At 39.8% G+C, this 266-nt stretch carries 1 pseudogene; it reads right to left on the bottom strand.

What is annotated here, in order from left to right:
• A pseudogene (locus ACG916_RS21650) lies at positions 1–266 on the bottom strand (7-carboxy-7-deazaguanine synthase QueE); the annotation flags it as partial.

Here is a 266-nt window from a genome sequence, read left to right as displayed (position 1 = left end):
ATATTGTTCAACTTGTTGTTTTGACCATTCATAGTCTTCACGATTACAAATCACAAATTTGATTTGGTCACGCGGTGTTAAATGGTCAAGATTACTGATGAGATTACGGTGTTCTTCACCAGAAGTTGGAGTCTTTAAGTCGAGGACTTTTGAAACACGCGGATCCACTCTTGATACATCAAGAGCGCCACTGGTTTCTAGGGAAACGTCAAAACCAGCGTCACATAAACGTTGTAATAAAATTAAGCAATTGGGTTGTGCTAGGG

Source organism: Acinetobacter legionensis (genome assembly GCF_048552295.1).
GTDB lineage: Bacteria > Pseudomonadota > Gammaproteobacteria > Pseudomonadales > Moraxellaceae > Acinetobacter.
Note: the sequence above shows the minus strand (reverse complement) of the source record. Positions and strands in the feature narration are given on the sequence as shown.